Below are 14,750 nucleotides of genomic sequence, written 5' to 3' on the forward strand. Positions count from 1 at the left end.
CTGGCGCGAACAGACAAGACAGCAGGACGAAGGCGTGTGGCAGTACTCGCACGGAAGAATCTCCTTGGGTCAGCTCGGGTTGGACAGCGGCAGCCAGATCTCAACGCCACCGTGTCCGGTGCGGTCGTCGAAGCGGGCGTCATAGCGTTCGAAATCAGGTGCGTCTGCCAACGTCAGGCCGGAGCCGGGCAGGTGGTCGTTCAGCAGCCAGAACCAGGTGGAGCGGATCGTAGAGATGTGCCCCGCATGCCACGCCACCAGATAGTCCCCCGCCGGGATGGAAACAGCATGCCAGGCCGACGGCACGGCGGCGCTCGCACCGATCTCCATGCCGGCGATGTAGTCGAAGGCACCCTCGCCATCGCGGTGGCAACAGACCCCGAAGGCGACGTCCTTGCCCAGCTCCCGGGTCAACGCCAGCTGCTGCCATTGCGAGGGAATGGACGCCACGGTGGCGGCGGTATGGCGGGCGCGGATGCCTGCCACACGCAGCGGGCCCAGTCGCCGACGTTCCGGCTCCACCTCGCAGGGCAGGGGTGGGGCGTCGAGCTTGATGGCCTCTACCAACGCCAGTCCCTGCAGACCTTCCCGGCGCACCTGCTCCGGTGCCTGCTTGAACTGCTCCGTAAAGGCATGAGTGAAGGCCGCATGCGAGGCATAGCCGGCCGCCAGGGCGACATCCAGAATGGGTACGTTGCCTGCGGCCAGGGTGCGCGCAGCCTCGGTCAGGCGGCGCGCGCGAAGGTAGCGCGCCATTGAGGTGCCGGTGCTGACCTGGAACAGGCGTGAGAGGTGGAACGGCGAGAGCTCAACCGCCTCGGCGATCTGGGCCAGCGACGGATTCTCGGCGAAGTGGCTCTCGATGTACCACAACGCCTTACGTGCCGCTCCCATGACGCCTGCTCCGTGCCAGTGACTGGATGGCAGCGTAGCGCAGGGCGGGGGAGGGCGTTTGCGGGATCTTGCTGTGGGTGCGTGGTCTGGGTTGGGAGCGACAAGGTTGCGGGTCGTTCGGTGAACTTTCTTGCTAGCGCAAGTAGCCACCGAAGTGCGACCTGGTGCCTTCGTAAATGCGCGCCGCCACACGGAATCTCACGAAATGATTTGCCCGGCACATGCCGTTTCGCGAACCAATTGATGCCGTGAACCGGGACCGGACGACGTCGAGTTCCAGTACCCTCACGTCTGTCGCATGGTGTGCCTTGGGTGTCAGAACCCGTAGCGAGCATTGCAAGTTGCACGACCTGTGTCGGGAGGGTGGCCGAATACAACACCCTCGCGGAAATACGTCGCACCGTTCTAGCTCGTTCGCGGTTCTGAACCTCCCGACTCCCTCGCCATCCCGGCGAGGGAGAACACAGAGGAGAACCATCATGCACGACGACTGGACGAGCTTGACCCCCGAGCAACGCGCCCTTCTCAGGGGCTTCTGGCGCGCGCCGAAGAGCGTAATGATCAATGCGCTTCATCACGACGGGCTCGAAACTTATCCCGGCTGCCCGACGATTCCCTGTCTGAAGGCGCGGGGGCTATGGATGCGTGGACTGGGCGTCGAGCCCGGAACACGGATGTACCTGGGCATCGGGCGTGATCTGTTTGTCCTCGCGAAAGACCCGTCGCCAGAAGCGCTGTCCAAGGCGATGGTGCGATTTGAGAAGACGGGTGGCAGCTGGAAGCTGGGGCCGGTTGGATAGGTGAGCGTCGAGGCGGGGCGGCGGCAGCGTCGCCCCGGACCCGCAAGGGCGCAAGCAAGCGGGATGTCGCTTTGCAGATAATCGAACCGGGCACGTGGCTGCAGTGGCCCGAACCCGGCCCATAGGGGACGTTGCATTAATAAACTATAGAAACTCGCTGCTTGCGTTCAAGGTCATGCCCCAAAGGGATGATCACCAGCCCGGCGGTTGATCGGGATACAACCCCACCGCTGGCCGACCCCGGCACAGATGGCTATAGTCGACCGCGGGGATCCGCCCAATCGACGCATGGAAGCCCGATGAACCTGTTATCCCGTCCGCCGAATCGCCCTTATCGCAACCTGTTCGTCGCAGCATTGGTTGGTGTCCCCGCCGGATATCTCATGGGGTCACTTCCAATCGTCCTGATCGACCTGTTCGAGTACGCCTCACTTTCGCGGACATTGGCGCTCATCGCCAGTGCTTTGAAATTCTCATTACTCGGTTACATAGTCATGGTGCCGCTGCTCCTGGTGTATGGACTTCCTGCACTCTGGCTGGCCCTGAAAGTCCGCCTCGCCGGGCCGGCGACAGCGTTCGCAATCTCGATGCTACCTGGGCTGTACATATGGTTCAGCGACTGGCCCGACTCGAGTGTCTACATGATACCGTTGGCCGTATCTGCAACCACGGGCCTGGCATTTGTAGCATTGGCCTATCGGGGCGCTGAAGACGTAAAGATGCCTGACCGGGCGCCAGGCTTTCGCGACCACGGCGAATCCAAGGCAACCAAGAGCAATCCTGAGCGTCCCCGTTAGCAGGATGAGCGCCATGAAGGAGTATCTGATCGTCGCGGCAGTGTATGTGCTGGCCGGCTGCACCACGATGCCGCCGCTCACCGACGGCGTCACGCTTTCGCTTCGCTCCTACGATAGCGCTACAGGTGACTACGTCTTGGAGCTGGACCTCTGAATGCTGGGGCAGGGCGCCCGCTCGTGCTGCCGAGATTCCTGCAATAGGTACGGAAGTGGAATGTGACCCTCTCCAAGGCAACGGGGATAATCCTGTGTGCGAGCGGCCGTTGATCAATCCGCATTGGCACTTGTCTCCGCCGGCGATAGGGCTAAGTATCGAAACTGCCGACCCAAGTCGGCATTCACGCGTCCAGACGACTCTTTTACGATGACGGGGGCTATCAGCATGAAGATTGCAGGGGCGACCGCTACCTGGGTCCACGTTTTGCGCCTGATCCTGCTGTGCATGCCGGTGGTAACGATGGTCGGCTGCAATCGCATGAGTGAATCGTGGAAAGAGGAAGTGCGGCTGTCCGACGGCCGGCTGATCGTGGTAAAGCGCACCGCGAAGGGCAGCATCACACGTGATATGGCGATGCGTGCGACCGGCTGGGAACCTGGGGAGACTACGTTGCGGATCGCGCAGGAGGACGGAACTGTCAATCCCCCCGTGTGGCGGTCGGCCCTGATCCCGGTCGTCATGGACTACGACTCCGCGTCATCGACATGGTCGGTCGTGGCGACTCACCTATCCTGCGTCACCTGGTACGACATGGGTCGCCCGGCCTCGCAGTACGTACAGTACATCTCGGTCGGCGGGGAGGCGTGGCGAGTCACCCCCCTGCAACCAGGCTGGGACGGCAGGCGCGCGAATCTGCTGACCCACATTCGACCGGCAGGGGAACCGCACCTGCTCCGGGAAGCGGACAAGGAAATGGTATGGCGCCAAGGCTCCGTGCCGTACAAGTGGATCTCAACGTCGTGGAATACCAACTGCTAGTGCAACATCTGGAGAGATCGAGCGGCGCGGTGGTAGCGTCCACGTGGGTGCACTTACCCCCATCCTGCACGGCATATCGCCCAAATGCTGGGATGCCCTGCGCCGCCGCGTATGATCCATGTCCTTAGCGAGTGGGCAGTGGAGGGCTGTCAATCAGCAAGGGCGGGCGTATCGGGCGTGGGACAGACTTGTAACGGCGGCGTCCACGGACATCGCAGGCTCTTACGTAGAAGCTATAAGCATGGCACGCAAGCGAGACCTCTGCCTGTCCAGCATTTCGATCTGCTTGTCTAGAATCGCCAGCCTCTTGCGCTGAATCTCGCTGGTTTCTGGGCACGCCAAGGCACCTTCGATCAACAGCATGCATTCCGGGAAGCTACGGATCTCCTCTAAACTGAAGCCTGCCGCAACAAGGCGCTGTATCTGCTTCACCTGGTTGACCGACACCGGTTGAAACGCGCGGTAGCCATTTCCCGATCGGGAAGATGCCAACATCCCATGCTGATCGTAGTGTCGGATCGAACGCACGCTGACGCCGCTAGCTTCGGCTAGCTCACCAATCTTCATCAGGTCATTGCTGGGTTGCTTGGACATCGCGAAATCCTGGAAACGTCTACTTGACTCTAACACTAGTGTCAGCGTTTAGCCTCTGAGTTCCCCCCCCCCCAATGAGGTTCGTTATCCATGGTCTTTTCCCCAGGCTCATCCATTCGATACACCTGGCTCTATTGCATCGTCCTGTTGCTGGCGCCACTGCTTGCGCACGGCACAAGCCGGGCTTACACAGTTGAGTCACCGGACGGAATCAAAATCGCTGTTCAAGAGGCGGGGGATCCTCAGGGGCAGCCCATCATCTTTGTTCACGGGTTGCTGGGTAGTCACCTCAGTTGGGACAAACAGGTTAATAGTCCTGAGTTGCAGCGCTTTCGGTTGATCACCTTTGATCTGCGCGGACACGGCCTGTCCGACAAGCCAGTGGAGCTGGACGCATACCGTGATGGCCGTCACTGGGCAGAAGACCTCGCGGCCGTCATCAAGGAGTCCGGAGCACGCGAGCCGGTGCTGGTAGGGTGGTCGCTCGGGGCTGCTGTCACCACGAACTATCTGGCTTCCTTTGGGGACGGACAGATTGCGGGTGCGGTGTATGTAGGCGGGGTGATCGAACTCAAGCCGGAACAACTCGTCGCTCAACCCACCGTTTACAGCGGCATGGCGTCATCGGACCTGCGACTGCATCTTGAAGGCGAGAAGGAATTCGTCGCGCTGTGCTTCAGTACGGCGCCTGACGATGCAACGTTCCAGCGCACGATCGCCGCTGCGGCCATGGCATCAAGCGAGATGCAGAGCGCCGTCCACGGCATGTCGATCGATGCTGCCAAAGGACTTGGTTCGATGCATAAGCCGCTACTGCTCATCTACGGTGAGCAGGATGCGCTCGTTCAGCCAAGCGCCTCCGCAGCACGGGCGAAGGAACTTTATCCGAGGACCGCTGTTGAACTGTACGCAAGGTCAGGCCATTCGCCCTTCTTCGAGGAGTCCGCACGCTTCAACCGAGATCTCTCTGCATTCGTTGATGCAGCGAGCGGGCACTAAGCAAGGTCGCTACCGACCCGAATGCGCTCAGGCCCAACACGCCAATGGGAGCCACAGGCTTACGCAGGTTCAATGCTTGCCTTGGTCGTATCGTGTGCACGCGGCTTCAAGCTCACCGCCGTTCTTCAAGGCCCAGCTACACAGCGCTTCAAAGGGCTGCTTCAGGGAGTGACCAAGAGGGGTGATCGCATACTCGACGCCAATTGGTGCGGTCGGCAGTACGGTCCGCGTTACCAGACCATGTCGCTCGAGGCGCTTAAGCGCGTCTGCGAGAGACTTGTGCGTGATTCCGTCCAATCGGCGCTTGATCTCGTTGAAGCGGGACGGTTTTGGGCAGATCACGGTAAGAATCATGATCGTCCATTTGTCCGCGATCTTCTCCAGCATCGGTCGAACCTGCGCCATGTCAGATAGGACTTTCGCAGAGCTCTCAGCCGAACAGGTATCACCGGGTAAATCTAGGCTAGTCATGGTGCGTTCTTGATACTTGATATACAGCGTATATCTTAGCAGCACTCTTGGTTTTTACAGGTGCTCACGAATGAAGAAGATGGAAGGAAAAGTTGCCCTGGTCATTGGCGGCGCCAGGGGCATTGGCTTGGCCGTGGCTGCTCGGATCGCTGCGGAGGGCGCAACGGTGTTCATCACCGGGCGTGACCGCAAACAGGTGGAGGAGGGCGTCGCAGCACTCGGTCCAGGTGGGCGTGGCATCGTTGCCGATGCAAGCGTCCGTGAAGACATCGATCGGGTAATGAGAGAGGTTGGCAGCCAGTTCACTCGTCTCGACGCCCTCGTATTGAATGCAGGCCTGAGTGAGCCGGCATCACTTGCCGAAGTGACCGAAGAACACTTTGACCGACACTTCTCGGTGAACGTGCGCGCCCAGATCTTTGGCCTTCAGAAAGCCCTTGGCTTGCTTCAAGAGGGCGCAGCGGTGGTGCTGATGGGGTCGGTAGCAAGCTCACTCGGCATCGCAAACTACGGAACATACGCCGCAACTAAGGCTGCCCTTCGCTCGTATGCACGCACCTGGGCGGCAGAACTGGCGCCCCGCGGCATCCGCATCAACGTGGTGGCTCCAGGGCCTACAGATACCGAGATGATGGAGCGAGTCCCTGATGAGATGCGTAGATCAATCGTCGCCCCGATTCTTCTCGGTCGAATGGCAAGGCCCGCCGAAGTCGCCTCTGCGACGTTGTTCCTTCTCAGCGACGAGTCGAGCTTCATAACGGGCGTGGAGTTGTGCGTGGATGGAGGCATGGGCCAAGTATAAGCACCAACAAGCGGGGCGCCGGCAGTGACGCCCCGGCTGCCGTAATGGCGTTCCGTGTGAAACGTTAAGATGAGGGACGATCGGCGGACGAACCTGGGTTCATGGCAGCAAAGCGCATTTTCCTGGCACTGGCGGCAACATTCCTGGCCTTGGCTGCGTGGCTGACATGGAAGCCCACCTCATTCCCCACCCATACCGCCCAAGCGGAGACGCCGGCCCACAAGCCCCCACCGCCAATTGCAGCCGGTTCCTCGCAAAGGCCTGACTTCACCAAGACCAGCCCCCAGCGCGCCTGGTTCCTGGCCCTGAAGCAGCGCGCTGACGCGGGCGACCCAGCCTCTCAGCGTCTGCTGGCACAGGCGTACGACAGATGCATGTACATCAATCCAAACGTCGAACAGTACAAGGAGCGGATCCAGCGCAGCATCCGGAGCGCGGAGACCGAAGAAAAGGCGACCGTGTTGCGGTACCTGCTGCAGCACGCGCTGCAGGAGTGCGCTGCCGTCGAGGACGGGGCACCGATCGAATGGGAAGACATGCGCCTACTGTATGCGCAGGCGGCACGAGGCGGCGATCTGCCTGCACGGGTGACGGAGACCGTCTTCAATCCACAGCCAGCACTGAGTAAGGTGCAAGCGGCTGCCCTGCTGGAAGAGGTGCTGGCGTCCAACGATCCTGCGGCGATGTTCGCCTTGGGTGATGCCATGGGTGAGTTCTTCGGCATGCAAGTTGCCGAGCCCTACACGGCTTTGGCCGACGGCGAGCTCGCCGGACGCGCCTGGCAGGTCGCGGCATGCCGGATGGGCCTTGAATGCGGACCAGAGAGCCCGCCTGCCAGCAGGCTGTGTCTGCTGCAGGGCTGGTGTTATGAGGGCACTTTTGAGCAGGCCACACGTAGACGGTTGGGAACCGATGCCGAACGCGAAGCGTTGGACCGCCGGGTCGAGGCGATCCTGCGCGCGATGCCACCCGCCGCAACGTAGAGCCGGGCTCTCCCCTTCGAAGCTTGGGGGTGAGGCCATCCCGAGCTTGTCGCGAGGATCAGGCCTCCCATAGGGGATATACTCCCCCTCAACCATGATCCAGGATGGATTTGCCCTATGCGCCTCACTGCAGCAGCCAGTTCGCTTGTCGTTCTACTGTCCATGGCCTCTACCGTCCCGGTCTCTGCGGCGGAACCTGACATTTTCGGAATCAAATTAGGGGCGCCATTGGCGCTGCCCCTTTGCCAGATATCCGTGCCTGCTCCAGCTGCCCCCAAGAGCAACAAAGGGATGGGGGCCAGGGCGTTCAACAAGCTGATGACCCCGCCGCCGGAACCGCCGAAGGCAACCCCGCCGGCAACAGGGTTGTGCGTCGCGCCCGGCACCACAAACATGGCTGTGGGCAATAGCGAGTTCGCGGCAGGCGAGTACGGTTACCTGGTCTTCGCCACGGAGGAGTTCCCGGCGTGGGTTGCGCCCATCGGCATGGCGATCGGCGCGGGCGCGGATGACGCTTTTTCTCTTGAAGGTGCGGGCGGGCTGGTTCTACTGCGCAACGGGCGAGTGATCGCCCTGCGCTTCAACACCACCGGGTTCGAGGCGCAGCCGCGCGTGATGGAGTTGCTCAAGCGCAAGTTCGGTTCACCCAGTTCGCAGAAGGCGGTGGCCTGGAACAACGCTCTGGGCGGCAGCCGCGAATCGATTTCCGCCCAATGGCGCAAGCCTGATTTCTTTGCGGATTATTCTTCGGTCGTGCAATCGCAGCCCATGCGAGCACAAGGGCTGTCGGGCGGGATCGGGTTCCTCAGCATCGGCAATGATGTGGGGCAGCAAGTGCTGCAGCCTGCTGCAAGCAAGGAAGCGGAGTTCTAGGTCGCGCAATCCCGAGTCCTGGCCGTGAACCCTGCGGTCCGCAATGGCCAGACGACGTATCTCTGACGATGTAGGGAGGCTTCAGCATGAAGATTGCAGGGGCGACCACCGCTTTGGTCCATGATTTGCGCCTGATCCTGCTGTGCACGCTGGTGCTGACGATGGGCGGCTGCAGCCGCATGAGTGAGTCGTGGAAAGAGGAAGTGCGGCTGTCCGATGGCCGGCTGATCGTGGTGAAGCGCACCGCGAAGGGCACCATCACGCGGGATATCGCGATGCGTGCAACCGGCTGGAAACCAAAGGAGACCACACTGCGGATCGCGCAGGTGGAAGGTGCTACCAAGCCACCCGTGTGGCGATCGTTCCTGATCCCGGTCGTCATGGACTATGACCCGGCTTCATCGACGTGGTCGGTCGTAGCCACTTACATGTGGTGCAGCACTTGGTACGACATGGGCCGCCCATCCTCGCCATACGTTCAGTACATCTCGGTTGGCGGGGAATCGTGGCGAGTCGTGCCCCTGCAACCGGGCTGGGTTGGCAGACGCGCGAATCTGCTGACCCACATTCGACCGACAGGCGAATCGGGCCTGGTCCGGGAGCAGTACAAAGAAATGCATTGGCGCACGAGTTCCGAGCAGTATAAGTCGATCTCGACGTCCTGGAAGACCAGCTGCTAGTGCAACATCTCGAGAGTTCGACCAGCGCGGTGGTAGTGGCGTCGCCGGTGCGCTAACGGGCCCCGAACCAAATCACAGCGAATTCTAATTTATGTTCTCTACTCTGAGCGCAAGGCTGTGCGTGCTCGCTGCATTGCTCATTTGCGCTGCAGTGTGTAAGGCAAATCAGTTCAAGGAGAAAGAGCTAGCTCAGAGGGTTGCCGATTCCGATCTTGTTGTGATTGGCACTGTAGAGGAATTGCTGGAATGTGGAGCTCGCCAGGTCGGCGAGTGCTCACCCCATTCGGCAACCGCAGTTGTCATGGTTTCAGACGTGTTGAAGGGAGTCCCACCCTCAGAGCTTCTGTTTCGCTGCAATGAACCAATGGTGGAGTCAAGTCCTGGCGCCTGTCATCCAGGAAGGAAATATCTTCTGTTCCTAAGGGCAGATGCGAATGGTGTATTCCATTCCGTTAACGGTCCGTATGGCGCAATTGACGTTGGTCAATCACTTGCTGGGGCAAGCTACCCCTACAAAAACAAGGTGGCTAGCCGTAGTGCGATTCAGCCCACGAAGGCGTTTGGCGAGGTCAGGGCTACTCCCAGAGGCAAAGTCATATTAAGCCTGCTCTCCGCTACCCCTGCAGCGCGGGAACTGGCTGCATCCCAGAAAGTGCTCTCCAGTTCGGCGGTTCTTGCGCTGCACCAGCGTGCTGCCGCATCTGGGGCATGCCTTGAACGATCCAAGTTCTAGTTGCTGCCCGGGAAGACCAGGTTCAACCGGGGAGCAGGGTGCTTGCGCGGACCTTCGCACTTCCTTGGCTGCATGAACCATTTCCAACAGTGTCACGCCGTCAATCAGCTCGATGGCCTTGCCTCGCGCAAATGCCTCCGCGTCACGTGTGAATGTGCCCACGCAGACGATTTTGACCCCATCGGCACGGTGGTGGGCCAGAAGCCCTGCCATTTCCCGTACAACACTCACACCTACCTGTCGACGCCGCCATTGCTTGCACTGGACCAGGACGCGCTGGGTATCCTTGCGGAGCACAAGGTCAATTCCGCCATCTGCACCGCCCAAGCCCGTTTCCTCGACGACGTACCCTTGGCGCCGGAATGCCTCACCCACCAGCTGCTCGAACTGGCGCCAACCGGGAGCAGCCAAGCTCTCCAGCGTGGTGCACGTTTCCAGGAGGATTCGGCGACGCCGGGCGCCAAGAAAAGAGAGGAGGGCAGCCATCCAGCACATCGCCAGCAACAACCAAGCGAAGGGCGACAGCGCCTGCCAGAAGCTGCTGGCGATACCGTGAGCCAGCCCGCCGTCCTTCCGCGAGAACCACCAAGGGATGGCGTAGCGAACGCCACTGAAGAGAAGGATGCCAACTAGGACGCCAATAGGCCACGGCATTCCGATCAGGGCATCCATTCCGCTTGAAGTTCTTTTACGTCCCATGTAATTGCCTGACTTCCTTGGTTGCCCACAGTTTGAGCCTTCTCACCGCGAACTGGCCCCAAAAACCAGCGCAAACAGCGGGACTGCGTACAATCTGCAGATGGCAAGCTGCCTGAACCTCTGGAGTGCAGCTGGATCCCAATCTAGCGGAATTGAAAGATCATTCGCACGCTGATCAATTGCCCGAAGGCGCCATTAGACATGAATGCATGTGCTGTGGCACGAATTCGGGGCGAAGAAGCCTTGGAGGAAGACCCCAAAGCGGTTCGCCCCGCCTGATTCGCCCAATACGGCATTTCGCATTCTTGGTACAAATCCATTGCGTTGCGCCCGCCGCAGGCCCGGAATCGCGGACATTTCGTGCCAAAGAAGGTCGAAGCGCGTTGCACATTGCGCATGCACCCACATGTTGCGTGCGCGCCTCTGCCCGGATGCAACACCCTGCGTCGCCTCTCCCTCCAACGTCAACGCGCAGAATTGCCCATCACCCTACACTCCAAACGTAGCGCAATGTCATAACATTACATGTTAGGCTGCCATCCCTTCCCTCAGGGCGAGCCCACGTGTCCCTCAACGCTCCCATCATCGACATCAACGGACTGTCCGTTTCCTTCCCCTCGAAGACCGTGCTCTCTGGGCTTGCGCTCCAGGTACACGCGGGCAGCATCTACGCGTTGCTGGGCGGAAACGGTGCGGGCAAGTCGACGACACTGTCGGTGCTTCTGGGATTTACCCGGCCCACATCCGGCACCGTGCACGTTGCCGGCATCACCCCGTGGGAAGCGCCGGAGCGTGCACGTTCGCAGCTGGCATACCTGCCCGAAAACGTTGCGCTCTATGAACACCTGAGCGCGGTGGAAAACGCGGACTATCTGCTTTCCCTGAGCGGATTGCGGCAACCGTCCGAGGCCATCTGCGAGGCACTGCGCGCCGCCGGCCTGCAGGAAGCGGCGTGGAATCAACGCCTGGCAGGTTTCTCCAAGGGCATGCGGCAGAAGGTTGCCATTGCCATCGCCTTGATGCGCAAGGTGCCCGTACTGTTGCTGGACGAGCCCACCTCCGGGCTGGACCCGGGCGCGAGTGCCGATTTCCACGCGCTGCTGGAGCCGGTGCGGGCGCGCGGCACCGCCGTGCTGATGGTGACCCACGACCTGCTGGGCGCTGCGGAAGTGGCTGACCGGATCGGGGTGCTCGATCACGGCCGCATTGTCCATGAGGTGGAACGCCAGGACTTCGACCTCAATGCATTGCACGCCCACTTCACCGGCCGGGAGCGCCAGGCATGAGGGTGGCTTTGTCGGTGATGAAGAACGAGCTGCGCGGGCTGGTGCGGCAGCGCACGGCGCTGGCGGGCATCGTGTTGATGACGCTGCTGACGATCACTGCCACGGTGGTCTCGCTCCACCACATGCAGGCCGCAGCAGAGCACCGGGCCCGCCAGCAGGCCGCCGCACAGGACGCCTTCGATGCCCAGCCCGATCGCCACCCGCATCGCGTGGTGCACTACGGGCATTTCGTCTACCGGCTGCCGGCCGCGCTGGCCGCGTTCGATCCCGGGGTGGATCCTTTCACCGGCAGCAGCATGTTCCTGGAAGGCCACCGGCAGAACACCGCCAACTTCGGCGACGTGATGCAGAACTCTATCCTGACCCGATTCGGCCAGCTCACCCCGGCTTTTGCGCTGCAGATCCTGGCGCCGCTGATGCTGGTGTTCCTCGGGCATGCCACGCTCGCCGAGGAGCGACAGAGCGGCACCTTGAGGCAGCTCATGCTGCAGGGGGCCAGTCGCCGCAGCATCCTGGGTGGGAAGCTCGCCGCGCTGCTTGTGATTTCTGCGCTGTTCCTGCTGCCGGCCTTCCTGGGCCTGGCAGCGCTCGCATGGGGCAGCCCCGGAACCCTGCCCGTGGCGCTCACCGTCATGCTGGGTTACACCCTCTACCTTGCCGCCTGGTGCGTGCTGATCACCGCCGTGTCTTCGATGATGAGCCAGCGCCGGGACGCGCTGCTGGCCCTGATCGGCGGCTGGGCAGTGACGGCGCTGCTGGTGCCGCGTATCGCGCCAGACCTGGCCTACGGGGCGTTTCCGCTGCGCGACCGCCTGCACAACGAGGTGAGCATCGCGCGTGATCTGCGCGCACTGGGTGATAGCCACGATGCCAATGACCCGTACTTCGCGGCCTTCCGGCAGCGCGTGCTGGACCAGTATGGCGTCACCCGTATCGAGGATCTGCCGGTGAACTACAAGGGCCTGCTGGCAGTGGAGGGCGAGCGGCTGAGCTCATCGCTGTTCAACCGCTATGCGGCCGACGCCGCCGCGATCCAGCACCGGCAGAACCGCTTGGTGGCCGGCTTTGCGGTACTCAGCCCGGTGCTGGCGATCCGGCAGCTGTCTATGGCGGCGGCAGCAACCGACCTGCGCGCACACCTGGGCTTCCTGGACCAGGCCGAACAGCACCGTTACCAGCTCGTCCAGCAGCTCAACCAGATGCAGGCCGATGAAGTGTCGTACGCCGATGACACCGCCAAGGATGCAGGCGCCGACCAACGCAAGCGGGTGGACAGCTCCCAATGGGAGAAAATTCCACAATTTGAATTCCGTTCGCAGGGCTCCTCCACCGTGCTTGCATCGCTGCTGGCGCCGCTGCTGGTGCTGGCGGGCTGGTTGACTGCGGCGCTGCTGCTGCTCGGCGTCATGTCGCGCCGCCTGGGAGTGATTCGATGAAGCCGTGGTACTACGATCTGAAGCTGCTGCTGCGCTCCAAGGTGGCGGTAGGCTCACTGGTCCTGCTGCTGGTGCTGACCACCGCAAGCCTGCTTTCCGGTGTGCAGCGCATCGACAGCCAGCGCGAGGCGATTGCACGTATCGGCGCGCTGCATGCGGAGGACACGGCGGCCGTCGTGTCAGCCCATGGTGATTCGGTTGACGCAGGCACCGCCGCCTACTATAGCTTCCAGCCGACCTGGAACCCGCCGTCGCCGCTGGCGTTTGCGGCGGTGGGCATGCGCGATGTGGCGCCCATCATGCTGCGCGTGCGTGCGTTGGGGCTGGAAGCCCAGATCCACGATGGCGATTCCTTCAATCCGGAACTGGCGCTGGCGGGCCGCTTTGACTTCTCGTTCCTGCTGACCTTCCTGCTGCCGTTGTTCGTCATTGCACTGCTGCATGATCTGCGCTCCTCCGAGACAGAATCCGGCCGGGAACGCATGCTGCGCAGCCTGCCGTTCCGGACCCGCTGGCTCTACCTGCGGCGCTCGATAATCCGCGGGCTGGCGCTGTGGTTGTGCGTGGGCGTTCCTTTTGTGGTCGTGGCCATCAGCCAAGGCGTACCGGCGGGCCAGATCCTGGCGGTGCTGGCACTGGCTGCCGCCTACCTGCTGTTCTGGGTGGTGCTGTGCCTGTTGATCTCCCGTGGAGCCTGGAATTCCGGGGTCAATGCGGCGGCGCTCGCCTCATGCTGGGTGGTGCTTGCCCTGGTCGCCCCGGCACTGGCCAATGTGGGGATCGAGCGGGCGATTCCGGTAGAGCAGGGGGCCACCATCGCGCGGGCGCAGCGCGAGGCGGTGAACGGCGCCTGGGATATTCCCCGCGACCGGACCATGAAGCAGTTCTATGCCAGCCATCCGCAATGGCGTGATTCGGCGCCGCTTGGCGATGCGTTCCACTACAAGTGGTACCTGGCCTTCCATCAGAACGGCGATGACCAGGTTGCGCCCTTGGTGGCCGCGTACCGAGATGGCATCGAACGCCGGAACGCCGCCGCCGCGGCAGTGGGCTGGGTACTGCCTTCGGTAGGCCTGCAGGTCGCGCTGACCCGCATGGCAGAGACGGACATGCAGGCCCATCTGGCGTACCAGGACCGCATTCGCGGCTATCACGAAAGGCTGCGGCAGTTCTTCTACGGTTACCTGTTCACTGACAAGCCGTTCGTGAAGAGCGACTATGATCGGATACCCCCGTTCGAACCTGGGGAGTGAAACCACTCCGGGCTTGTCGCCAAGGGCCGGCGGTTGCCAGAGCGATTGCCGGTGCTTAGCATCGCTGCAGCACGATCGACCAGGTAGCGCCGGTTTCGTGCAATTCTTGTCCTGACCCTATGCAAACGGCTACGGGCCATGGCTTAGCCTTCCAGGATTGCAGTGTAGCGCTTTGCACGCCACGTACTTGTTTGGCGACTTCGCCGTCTTGGTTCATCCGGCTGACCTTCGCGCGCACTACCTGGCCGACGAGTGCGACAGTGATTTGTGGGACGCTTCTGGCGCAATGCCGAGCGCGGGCAGCAGCACGTGATCGATAACCTGCGTCAGGAACTTCAGCTCGAACGGCTTGCGCTGAATCATCGGCAAGGATCTCGATCGCGGCGATACCCTGAGCGACGCCGCCGGACTTGGCCAGATGGTTGGTATTGGATACCTGGTGCCGAATGAGTGCTATCAGTTGGCTGGAAGCTG

Annotated in this window: 17 protein-coding genes; 12 read left to right on the top strand and 5 right to left on the bottom strand. The window is 61.8% G+C overall.

Going from position 1 to position 14,750, the window contains the following annotated elements; all coding sequences use genetic code 11:
• Positions 1-69: 69 nt before the first annotated feature.
• A complete protein-coding gene (locus QE395_RS09150; RefSeq protein WP_306988651.1) occupies positions 70-894 on the bottom strand; it encodes an AraC family transcriptional regulator in 825 nt (274 codons plus the stop codon).
• Between the two features lie 479 nt (positions 895-1,373).
• On the opposite strand from QE395_RS09150, the gene QE395_RS09155 reads away from it, so the two are divergent.
• The 4 genes from QE395_RS09155 to QE395_RS09170 all read left to right on the top strand — a co-directional run bounded on the left by QE395_RS09155 (position 1,374) and on the right by QE395_RS09170 (position 3,467).
• Positions 1,374-1,694 (top strand): hypothetical protein, encoded by a 321-nt coding sequence (locus tag QE395_RS09155; protein WP_306988653.1) that lies wholly within the window; start codon positions 1,374-1,376, stop codon positions 1,692-1,694.
• Between the two features lie 299 nt (positions 1,695-1,993).
• Positions 1,994-2,491, top strand: coding sequence for a hypothetical protein (locus QE395_RS09160; RefSeq protein ID WP_306988655.1), 498 nt, complete (start codon positions 1,994-1,996; stop codon positions 2,489-2,491).
• 13 nt (positions 2,492-2,504) lie between these two features.
• A complete protein-coding gene (locus QE395_RS09165) occupies positions 2,505-2,645 on the top strand; it encodes a hypothetical protein (RefSeq protein WP_306988657.1) in 141 nt (46 codons plus the stop codon).
• 228 nt (positions 2,646-2,873) lie between these two features.
• A complete protein-coding gene (locus QE395_RS09170; RefSeq protein ID WP_306988659.1) occupies positions 2,874-3,467 on the top strand; it encodes a hypothetical protein in 594 nt (197 codons plus the stop codon).
• 222 nt (positions 3,468-3,689) lie between these two features.
• Here the strand turns inward: QE395_RS09170 and QE395_RS09175 are convergent, their stop codons facing one another.
• Positions 3,690-4,061 (bottom strand): MerR family transcriptional regulator, encoded by a 372-nt coding sequence (locus QE395_RS09175; RefSeq protein WP_306988661.1) that lies wholly within the window; start codon positions 4,059-4,061, stop codon positions 3,690-3,692.
• A gap of 90 nt (positions 4,062-4,151) precedes the next feature.
• On the opposite strand from QE395_RS09175, the gene QE395_RS09180 reads away from it, so the two are divergent.
• Positions 4,152-5,060 carry an alpha/beta hydrolase gene (locus QE395_RS09180; RefSeq protein WP_306988663.1) on the top strand — a complete coding sequence of 303 codons (909 nt, stop codon included), beginning with the start codon at positions 4,152-4,154 and terminating at the stop codon, positions 5,058-5,060.
• Positions 5,061-5,129: 69 nt separating this feature from the next.
• Here QE395_RS09180 and QE395_RS09185 read toward each other — a convergent pair whose 3' ends face one another.
• The gene (locus tag QE395_RS09185; RefSeq protein ID WP_249834295.1) at positions 5,130-5,447 is read right to left on the bottom strand and encodes a helix-turn-helix domain-containing protein; all 318 of its coding nucleotides are present in this window, start codon (positions 5,445-5,447) and stop codon (positions 5,130-5,132) included.
• A 154-nt stretch (positions 5,448-5,601) separates the two neighbouring features.
• On the opposite strand from QE395_RS09185, the gene QE395_RS09190 reads away from it, so the two are divergent.
• From QE395_RS09190 to QE395_RS09205, 4 genes are all read left to right on the top strand, one after another.
• Entirely contained in the window at positions 5,602-6,333 is a 732-nt protein-coding gene (locus QE395_RS09190; RefSeq protein ID WP_306988666.1) for an SDR family oxidoreductase, read from the top strand.
• A gap of 101 nt (positions 6,334-6,434) precedes the next feature.
• Positions 6,435-7,316: a hypothetical protein gene (locus QE395_RS09195; protein WP_306988669.1), complete on the top strand. Its 882-nt coding sequence runs from the start codon at positions 6,435-6,437 to the stop codon at positions 7,314-7,316.
• 117 nt (positions 7,317-7,433) lie between these two features.
• Positions 7,434-8,189, top strand: a complete 756-nt coding sequence (locus QE395_RS09200) for a hypothetical protein (RefSeq protein ID WP_306988671.1) — start codon at positions 7,434-7,436, stop codon at positions 8,187-8,189.
• Between the two features lie 86 nt (positions 8,190-8,275).
• On the top strand, positions 8,276-8,869 hold the full coding sequence (locus QE395_RS09205; protein ID WP_306988673.1) for a hypothetical protein: 594 nt from the start codon (positions 8,276-8,278) through the stop codon (positions 8,867-8,869).
• 598 nt (positions 8,870-9,467) lie between these two features.
• On the opposite strand, the gene QE395_RS09210 is transcribed toward QE395_RS09205, so the two are convergent.
• Positions 9,468-10,301 (bottom strand): restriction endonuclease, encoded by an 834-nt coding sequence (locus QE395_RS09210; protein WP_306988675.1) that lies wholly within the window; start codon positions 10,299-10,301, stop codon positions 9,468-9,470.
• Between the two features lie 563 nt (positions 10,302-10,864).
• Between QE395_RS09210 and QE395_RS09215 the strand changes: the two genes are divergently transcribed.
• From QE395_RS09215 to QE395_RS09225, 3 genes are read left to right on the top strand one after another with little or no spacing between them, the layout of a single operon-like run.
• Positions 10,865-11,587 carry an ABC transporter ATP-binding protein gene (locus tag QE395_RS09215; protein WP_306988677.1) on the top strand — a complete coding sequence of 241 codons (723 nt, stop codon included), beginning with the start codon at positions 10,865-10,867 and terminating at the stop codon, positions 11,585-11,587.
• Positions 11,584-13,023 (top strand): DUF3526 domain-containing protein, encoded by a 1,440-nt coding sequence (locus tag QE395_RS09220; protein WP_306988679.1) that lies wholly within the window; start codon positions 11,584-11,586, stop codon positions 13,021-13,023. The genes QE395_RS09215 and QE395_RS09220 overlap by 4 nt, the downstream gene beginning before the upstream one ends.
• Positions 13,020-14,276: a DUF3526 domain-containing protein gene (locus QE395_RS09225; RefSeq protein ID WP_306988681.1), complete on the top strand. Its 1,257-nt coding sequence runs from the start codon at positions 13,020-13,022 to the stop codon at positions 14,274-14,276. The genes QE395_RS09220 and QE395_RS09225 overlap by 4 nt, the downstream gene beginning before the upstream one ends.
• 237 nt (positions 14,277-14,513) lie before the next feature.
• On the opposite strand, the gene QE395_RS09230 is transcribed toward QE395_RS09225, so the two are convergent.
• Positions 14,514-14,639: a hypothetical protein gene (locus tag QE395_RS09230; RefSeq protein WP_306988683.1), complete on the bottom strand. Its 126-nt coding sequence runs from the start codon at positions 14,637-14,639 to the stop codon at positions 14,514-14,516.
• Positions 14,640-14,750 lie beyond the last annotated feature (111 nt).

The organism is Stenotrophomonas sp. SORGH_AS_0282 (assembly GCF_030818125.1).
GTDB classification, from domain to species: domain Bacteria; phylum Pseudomonadota; class Gammaproteobacteria; order Xanthomonadales; family Xanthomonadaceae; genus Stenotrophomonas; species Stenotrophomonas rhizophila_A.

Coding starts and splice junctions, on each gene's coding strand:
- QE395_RS09150 (WP_306988651.1), bottom strand. CDS start 894: ATGGGAGCGGCACGTAAGGCGTTGTGGTACATCGAGAGCCACTTCGCC.
- QE395_RS09155 (WP_306988653.1), top strand. CDS start 1,374: ATGCACGACGACTGGACGAGCTTGACCCCCGAGCAACGCGCCCTTCTC.
- QE395_RS09160 (WP_306988655.1), top strand. CDS start 1,994: ATGAACCTGTTATCCCGTCCGCCGAATCGCCCTTATCGCAACCTGTTC.
- QE395_RS09165 (WP_306988657.1), top strand. CDS start 2,505: ATGAAGGAGTATCTGATCGTCGCGGCAGTGTATGTGCTGGCCGGCTGC.
- QE395_RS09170 (WP_306988659.1), top strand. CDS start 2,874: ATGAAGATTGCAGGGGCGACCGCTACCTGGGTCCACGTTTTGCGCCTG.
- QE395_RS09175 (WP_306988661.1), bottom strand. CDS start 4,061: ATGTCCAAGCAACCCAGCAATGACCTGATGAAGATTGGTGAGCTAGCC.
- QE395_RS09180 (WP_306988663.1), top strand. CDS start 4,152: ATGGTCTTTTCCCCAGGCTCATCCATTCGATACACCTGGCTCTATTGC.
- QE395_RS09185 (WP_249834295.1), bottom strand. CDS start 5,447: ATGCTGGAGAAGATCGCGGACAAATGGACGATCATGATTCTTACCGTG.
- QE395_RS09190 (WP_306988666.1), top strand. CDS start 5,602: ATGAAGAAGATGGAAGGAAAAGTTGCCCTGGTCATTGGCGGCGCCAGG.
- QE395_RS09195 (WP_306988669.1), top strand. CDS start 6,435: ATGGCAGCAAAGCGCATTTTCCTGGCACTGGCGGCAACATTCCTGGCC.
- QE395_RS09200 (WP_306988671.1), top strand. CDS start 7,434: ATGCGCCTCACTGCAGCAGCCAGTTCGCTTGTCGTTCTACTGTCCATG.
- QE395_RS09205 (WP_306988673.1), top strand. CDS start 8,276: ATGAAGATTGCAGGGGCGACCACCGCTTTGGTCCATGATTTGCGCCTG.
- QE395_RS09210 (WP_306988675.1), bottom strand. CDS start 10,301: ATGGGACGTAAAAGAACTTCAAGCGGAATGGATGCCCTGATCGGAATG.
- QE395_RS09220 (WP_306988679.1), top strand. CDS start 11,584: ATGAGGGTGGCTTTGTCGGTGATGAAGAACGAGCTGCGCGGGCTGGTG.
- QE395_RS09225 (WP_306988681.1), top strand. CDS start 13,020: ATGAAGCCGTGGTACTACGATCTGAAGCTGCTGCTGCGCTCCAAGGTG.
- QE395_RS09230 (WP_306988683.1), bottom strand. CDS start 14,639: ATGATTCAGCGCAAGCCGTTCGAGCTGAAGTTCCTGACGCAGGTTATC.